Origin of the sequence: Streptomyces sp. NPDC015032 (assembly GCF_043080425.1) — a bacterium.
In the GTDB taxonomy this organism is placed as follows: domain Bacteria; phylum Actinomycetota; class Actinomycetes; order Streptomycetales; family Streptomycetaceae; genus Streptomyces.
In genome coordinates this window covers 94717-100660 of sequence record NZ_JBIBVN010000027.1, presented here as the reverse complement: position 1 = coordinate 100660, position 5944 = coordinate 94717, and the positions used below count along the sequence as shown (strand labels likewise).

Genomic DNA, 5944 nt, shown 5'->3' with positions numbered 1-5944 from the left:
AAATGGGCCGTGAAACGCTCCCGCCACACACACTGGCCCCAGCCCAAACGCAGCCCTCACATCACCATCCAGACCCACTAACTGAACGGTATTGCGTTTAAGGCCGACCGGCAAATGGAGGGCGGCATCGCGGGGCCGGGCACGCATATCTGCGGCGTTGTCGTCGGTGCAGCCGCCAGTGGCCGACGGCCTCGGCGCCACCCGCCGCTGGCCACCTGGCCGCGTGTGGCCGACAGGGAAGACGGCCGTCGCGACACCCGACATCATGATCGCCAGGTTCGGGTCCGGGCCCATGAGCACCGGGGCGACGAACGGTGCATCCTGGCTGCATCACTGAACCGGGGGTGCGAACGAGCCCCCGTACCATTGTCGACGTGGAACCCGGTAGATCCGCGACAAGCGGGGCAGGTCGCGCGGATGGCAGTCCGGGTGGGGGCGGCACCGGGTTGGTGCGAACGGTTGACCGATGATCTTGTACTTTCCGTTCGGTGAGTACACGAACGGAGAGTGTTAAATGTCGGGTTTCGGGTGGAAGCTGCACGGAGATGGCCGGAATCTGAAACCAGGTGAGGTCGTCAAGCCGAACGAGCGGCTCACGTGGACCCGGACGATCGGGTTGGGCGCGCAGCACGTCGTCTCGATGATCGGTGCCTGTTTTGTCGCCCCGGTGCTCATGGGGCTCGACCCGAGCCTCGGCCTCATGGCCTCGGGTGTTGCGACGCTGCTGTTCCTGGTCATGACGCGCGGACGAGTCCCCAGCTACCTGGGATCGTCGCTCTCCTTCGTGGGGGTCGCCGCTGTCATCGGAAGCCAGGGCGGTGGGCCGGCGGAACTCACCGGCGCGCTGTTCGTGGTGGGCCTCGCCTTGGCCGTGGTCGGTGTCGTGGTCCAGATCCTGGGCGCACGGGTCATCCACGCGGTGTTGCCCCCGGCGGTGACGGGTGCCGTGGTCATGCTGATCGGCTTCAACCTCGCTCCGGTGGCTGCGGGAACCTACTGGCCGCAGGATCAGTGGACGGCGCTCGCCACGATGCTGTTCACCGGCCTCGCGCTCGTCGTTCTGCGCGGATTCTGGTCACGTATCGCTATTTTCCTGGGCCTGGTCTTCGGCTACGTGCTCTCCTGGATCCTCGACCTCGCCCTGGGCAAGATCCACTCGGCCGACGGCAGCGGCAAGGTCGTGGACCACTGGCGTCTCGACCTGACCTCGGTCAAGGAATCCGCCTGGATCGGTTTCCCCGACATGCACGCACCCTCGTTCAGTGCGTCGGCGATCGTCGTCGCCCTCCCCGTCCTGATCGCTCTGGTCGCCGAGAACACCGGCCACATCAAGGCGGTCGGCGAGATGACCGGGGACCCTCTCGACGACAAGCTCGGCACTGCCATCGTCGCGGACGGCGCAGCCACCATGGTCTCCACGGTTGCCGGTGGCCCGGCTACTACCACGTACGCCGAGAACATCGGCGTCATGGCCGCCACCCGCGTCTACTCGACCGCCGCCTACATGTGCGCCGCATTCTTCGCGCTTCTCTTCGGCCTGTGCCCGAAGTTCGGGGCGTTCGTCGCGGCCATCCCGGGCGGCGTGCTGGGCGGCATCACTGTCATCCTCTACGGCATGATCGGCCTGCTCGGCGCTCAGATCTGGGTCCGCAACAAGGTCGACTTCAGCCAGCCGCTCAACCTGATCCCGGCCGCGGCCGGCGTCATCGTCGGAATCGGCGGAGTGTCGCTGAAGTTCACGGACAACTTCGAGCTCAACGGCATCGCCCTCGGCACCATCCTGGTGCTCACTGGTTACCACTCCCTCCGTTGGCTCTCCAAGGCTGCGGGGACGCCGCAGGGGGCGCTCCTGGACGCGGGCACGACGACGTACGACGACTCCTCGGCGACGTAGGCCGAGAACGCGCGCTGACGCACACGTACCGGGCGCGGCGGGGCTGTTTTCGCTCGTCGGCCGGGCGCCCGACGCGATCACAAATCCGTGCTTCATCTGATCCAGCCCTGTTCGCGGGCCTTGCCCACGGCTTCGTGCCGGTTGCTCACCCCGAGCTTGGTGATGGCGCTCGACAGGTAATTGCGTACGGTTCCCGGATTGAGGACGGCCCGCTCGGCCACTTCGGTGACGGGAGCTCCGTCGGCGGCGAGATTGAGCAGGTCCATTTCCCGAGCTGTCAGTGGAGAGTCGCCTGCTTTGATGGCGTTGGTTGTGATGGACGGCTCGACATAGCGGCGGCCGGCGTGGACGGTACGGATGATGCCGGCCAGATCGCGGGCGGACAGGTTCTTGGACGCGAAACCCATGACTCCCGCTGAGAGTGCCCGTTTGAAGTGTCCGGGTAGTCCATGACTGGTGACGATGAGGCAGCGGCAGGACGGCAACTCGGCAGCTATGGCTCCGGTGACGCCGATGCCGTCCATATGGGGCATCACGAGATCGAGGACCGCTACGTCGGGGGCGTGTTTGCACGCCATGGTCACGGCCTCCTTCCCATCGGACGCCTGGGCGACGACATCGATGTCCTCCTCCAGGGAGAGGAGTGCGGCAAGGGCGCCTCGTATGAGGTTTTCGTCATCGGCGAGAAGTACTCGGATCAACGTGTCAATCCTTGTTGTCGTGGGGGACGGTCGCGGTGAGACGGTAGGTGTTCTTCGGGCCGGAGCCGTAGGTGACGGATCCGCCCGAACTACCGATGCGCTGGGCGAGGCCGGGCAGTCCCGTACCGCCCGTGGAGTCGGCATGCACGGCTTGGTCGTTGGTGATGCTGATGGTTATCCGCCCCGGGTCCTCGACGAGGCGGATGGTGCAGGTACGGGCCCGGGAGTGCCGGATGACGTTGGTGACACCCTCTCGTACGACCCAGCCCAGTGCTGCCTGTACATCTGGTCTGATCTGATCGTCCTGGATGTCCGTGTGGACGCGGCAGGTGATGCCCGCCGACCTGAGCACGGATCCGGCGCCGTCCAGCTCCGTGGCCAGGTCCGCGGTGCGGTAGCCATGAACGACGTTGTGCAATTCCTCTTGAGATTCACGCACGAGCCGCTGAACCTCCTCCAGCTCCGCTCTGGCTTTGGGAGCGTCCTCGGCGAGCCGGGCGGCGAGTTCGCCCTTGAAGGCGACGACGGCGAGGTTCCGGCCGAGTACGTCATGCAGATCGCGGGCTATTCGCAGGCGTTCTTCGGCGACAGCGAGGTTGCTCTGTGTCTCCCGCGCGGCGTCCAGCCGTCGCATGATGCTCAGTGACCACAATGAGGAGTGGGCACCGAGCAGGATCGACGCCCAGACCGCCCCGCAGGCCAACAGGCTGACGTGCCAGGCGGTGGGGGTTGCGGCGGTACAGAGGGCACAGGCTACGACGGCGCACGCCGCGCTGACCCGTTTGGGGGCCGTGGCCCATACGGAGGCCAGTGGAACCGTGATCAGGGAGGCGGAGAATGCCGTGGTCGCCGGGGGTAGGTGTGCGGTGTGCACGCGGGCCCAGACGAGATAGCCGAGCTCGACGGCGCACGCCGCCGTGATGGCCATGGTGATCCGCTGCGATGGCCGCCGCAGCGACGCCAGGACCACCGTTGCCATGGCGGTCTGTGCCAGGTAGAGCACCAGCAGGGGCCAGATCAGCCACGTACCGTGGTGGAGCAACGCGGCGCCGTTGTGAGGGATGGGGCGGACGAGAATGAGGACCATGAGCCACGGCAAACACCGCAGAATCCAGCGGGAGGCTCTGGTGAACTGCTGGATGTTGCTGAGTGAGTGGTTCTTTCTCACGTACGGGGCTCCCAGCGGAACCAGCGGTTGGCCGCACCGGCGATGAGTGTGATCCAGACGAGGAGTGTCACCACACGCACCGCTGCCTGCCCCGCTGTCATCGATCCGGTCCAGCCGGCCCGCACCAGATCGGTTACCGGTGTCAACGGGAAGAATCGGAACACTTCCTGCAGAGCGTGCGGGTAGACCTCCAGCGGTATATACGTCCCGGAGGTCAACGGGAGCAGGAACATCCCGGGGAGAACGGCGACTTGTGCGTTCTCCGCCGTCCGGGCCAGCACGGTCGTGAGCGCGGCCAGCAAGGTGATCAGCACCACGCCAAGCACGATCCCGATGAACGCGAGATGCAGGGACCGCGGTCCGCCCTCTTCCGCAGCCAGGGTGATGCCGGTGGAGATGAGGGTGAACTGGACCGGTACCACGGCGACGACAGGAATGGCGGAGCCCAGCAGGACCGTGAGGTCGGCGATTTCGCCACTGCGCAGCCGTTTGAGTATCAACTGCTCGCGGCGCATGACGTAGATGCTCGTCAGCGGTGTGTACAGGGCCATGAGGAGAACGATTCCCGCAGCAGTGGAAATCATGACGGGGCCGAGGGAGAGTCCGGCTGCCCCGAGGTCGAACTGGTCCATCACAACTTTCATCGTGCCCACCAGCATCACGGGGATGATCAGCACGTTGAACAGGTTTGCTTTGCTGCGCAGGAGAAGAGTCAGTTCGGCGCGGCCCAGTGCGGCCAGGTGGGTACGGTGACTCATCCTCGGATGTCCTCGGTCTCTTTGGACTGGGCGATGTGCAGGAATGCTTCTTCGAGTGATGCCGAGCGCGCGTGCAGTTGATCCAGCGCGATCCCCGTGCTCCTCGCCCACAGGAGTGCCTCGGTCGCGGTGAACTGCAGGTCCTGTGTGGCCATGTGGACAGCCCCGTCCTTCTCCGCCACGTTCATGGCCCCCAGAGCGGCCAGCGGAGGCAGATCGGCGAGGGTCACACTCGGAGGTAAGCGGAAGAAGAGGGACGAGGGATGAGCTGAGACGATGTCAGCGACCGTCCCGGAGGCCGCTATCCGTCCTCGATGCATGATCGCCAGACGGTCCGCCAGGCGCTCGGCTTCCTCCAGGTAGTGCGTCGTGAGCACGATGGTGGTGTCCTGTTCCTGGAGCTGCTCTATCAGCTGCCATGTCTGTTGGCGGCCTTCGGGATCCATGCCGGCCGTCGGCTCGTCGAGGAAGAGCAGTTCCGGGGATCCCAGTACGGCGAGGCTGAGGTCCAGTCGGCGCTTCTCGCCCCCGGAGAGGTTCTTGACCAGAGTGTCGGCCCTGGCGGTGAGTCCTGTCAGGGAGATCGCCTCGTCGACGGGTCGGGGGCGGCTGGTGCACTTCGCCCACATGCCCATGGTCTCCGCGACAGTCAGGTCTGAGGAGAACCCCCCCTCCTGGAGCATCACACCGGTGCGCGGCCGGACGCGGGTGCGGTCGATGCGGGGGTCGTAGCAGCCGAAGAGACGGATCGACCCGCTTGCGGGCCTCGCGTGCCCTTCGAGAAGCTCGACCGTGGATGTCTTTCCTGCGCCGTTCGTTCCGAGGAGGGCGAAGAGTTCGCCTCGGGCGACGGAGAAGGAGACGCCGCGCACAGCGGCGAAGCCCCCGTTTCCCGGAGGTCCGTACCGCCGCCACAGGTCTGTGACTTCAATCACATTCTCAGGTTTGAAAGGTCGCATGTTCCTCCTTTTCGTGTCGTGTGAATCGGGTTCGCAGTGAGGTATGTCATGACCTCATATGACAGATGTCATGTGAGCCTGCGTGGGGGGCGGTTCCGACGGAATTCCGCCTTCCGAGTCTGATCCGTGGACAGGCAGTGAATCATGGTTCTAATGTTTCACATGTGACGAGGCGTTGACCGGAATATCTCGAATTTACGGCACGGTGGGGGCAGGGCGCGGAGCGAATCAGCCCTTTGCGCGTGGACCTCTCGCTACGCGTGTGGACCATTGTGCGACTAGCTGGGCATGGGATCGCTCCGCACCACGGGGTAGCGCTTTCATTGCATGTGTGCGTCGCAGAATCAGAAATTGCACAGCAGTCCATGTTCATGGGCAACCTTCCCAGATCCCCACCTTGGGCGAATTTCGATGCCGTCGTCGCGGAAACGTGCCATCCGACGCAGAAGGGAGTGAATTCGCTG

At 65.1% G+C, this 5944-nt stretch carries 5 protein-coding genes; 1 reads left to right on the top strand and 4 read right to left on the bottom strand.

Features of this window, described 5'->3' with window-relative positions:
- Nucleotides 1–514: 514 nt before the first annotated feature.
- Nucleotides 515–1894 carry a uracil-xanthine permease family protein gene (locus ACF08M_RS29855; RefSeq protein ID WP_392188362.1) on the top strand — a complete coding sequence of 460 codons (1380 nt, stop codon included), beginning with the start codon at nucleotides 515–517 and terminating at the stop codon, nucleotides 1892–1894.
- Nucleotides 1895–1986: 92 nt separating this feature from the next.
- On the opposite strand, the gene ACF08M_RS29850 is transcribed toward ACF08M_RS29855, so the two are convergent.
- The 4 genes from ACF08M_RS29850 to ACF08M_RS29835 are packed head-to-tail and all read right to left on the bottom strand — an operon-like array spanning nucleotide 1987 to nucleotide 5480.
- A complete protein-coding gene (locus tag ACF08M_RS29850) occupies nucleotides 1987–2592 on the bottom strand; it encodes a response regulator (RefSeq protein ID WP_392188365.1) in 606 nt (201 codons plus the stop codon).
- Nucleotides 2593–2599: 7 nt separating this feature from the next.
- Nucleotides 2600–3763, bottom strand: a complete 1164-nt coding sequence (locus ACF08M_RS29845; protein WP_392188361.1) for a sensor histidine kinase — start codon at nucleotides 3761–3763, stop codon at nucleotides 2600–2602.
- On the bottom strand, nucleotides 3760–4521 hold the full coding sequence (locus ACF08M_RS29840; RefSeq protein WP_392188360.1) for an ABC transporter permease: 762 nt from the start codon (nucleotides 4519–4521) through the stop codon (nucleotides 3760–3762). The genes ACF08M_RS29845 and ACF08M_RS29840 overlap by 4 nt, the downstream gene beginning before the upstream one ends.
- The gene (locus ACF08M_RS29835; RefSeq protein WP_392188359.1) at nucleotides 4518–5480 is read right to left on the bottom strand and encodes an ABC transporter ATP-binding protein; all 963 of its coding nucleotides are present in this window, start codon (nucleotides 5478–5480) and stop codon (nucleotides 4518–4520) included. Before ACF08M_RS29835 ends, ACF08M_RS29840 begins: the two co-directional genes overlap by 4 nt.
- Between the last annotated feature and the right edge of the window lie 464 nt (nucleotides 5481–5944).

Excerpts from the sequence above, each read along its gene's own strand:
- ACF08M_RS29855 (WP_392188362.1), top strand. The coding sequence starts at position 515 with ATGTCGGGTTTCGGGTGGAAGCTGCACGGAGATGGCCGGAATCTGAAA.
- ACF08M_RS29840 (WP_392188360.1), bottom strand. The coding sequence starts at position 4,521 with ATGAGTCACCGTACCCACCTGGCCGCACTGGGCCGCGCCGAACTGACT.
- ACF08M_RS29835 (WP_392188359.1), bottom strand. The coding sequence starts at position 5,480 with ATGCGACCTTTCAAACCTGAGAATGTGATTGAAGTCACAGACCTGTGG.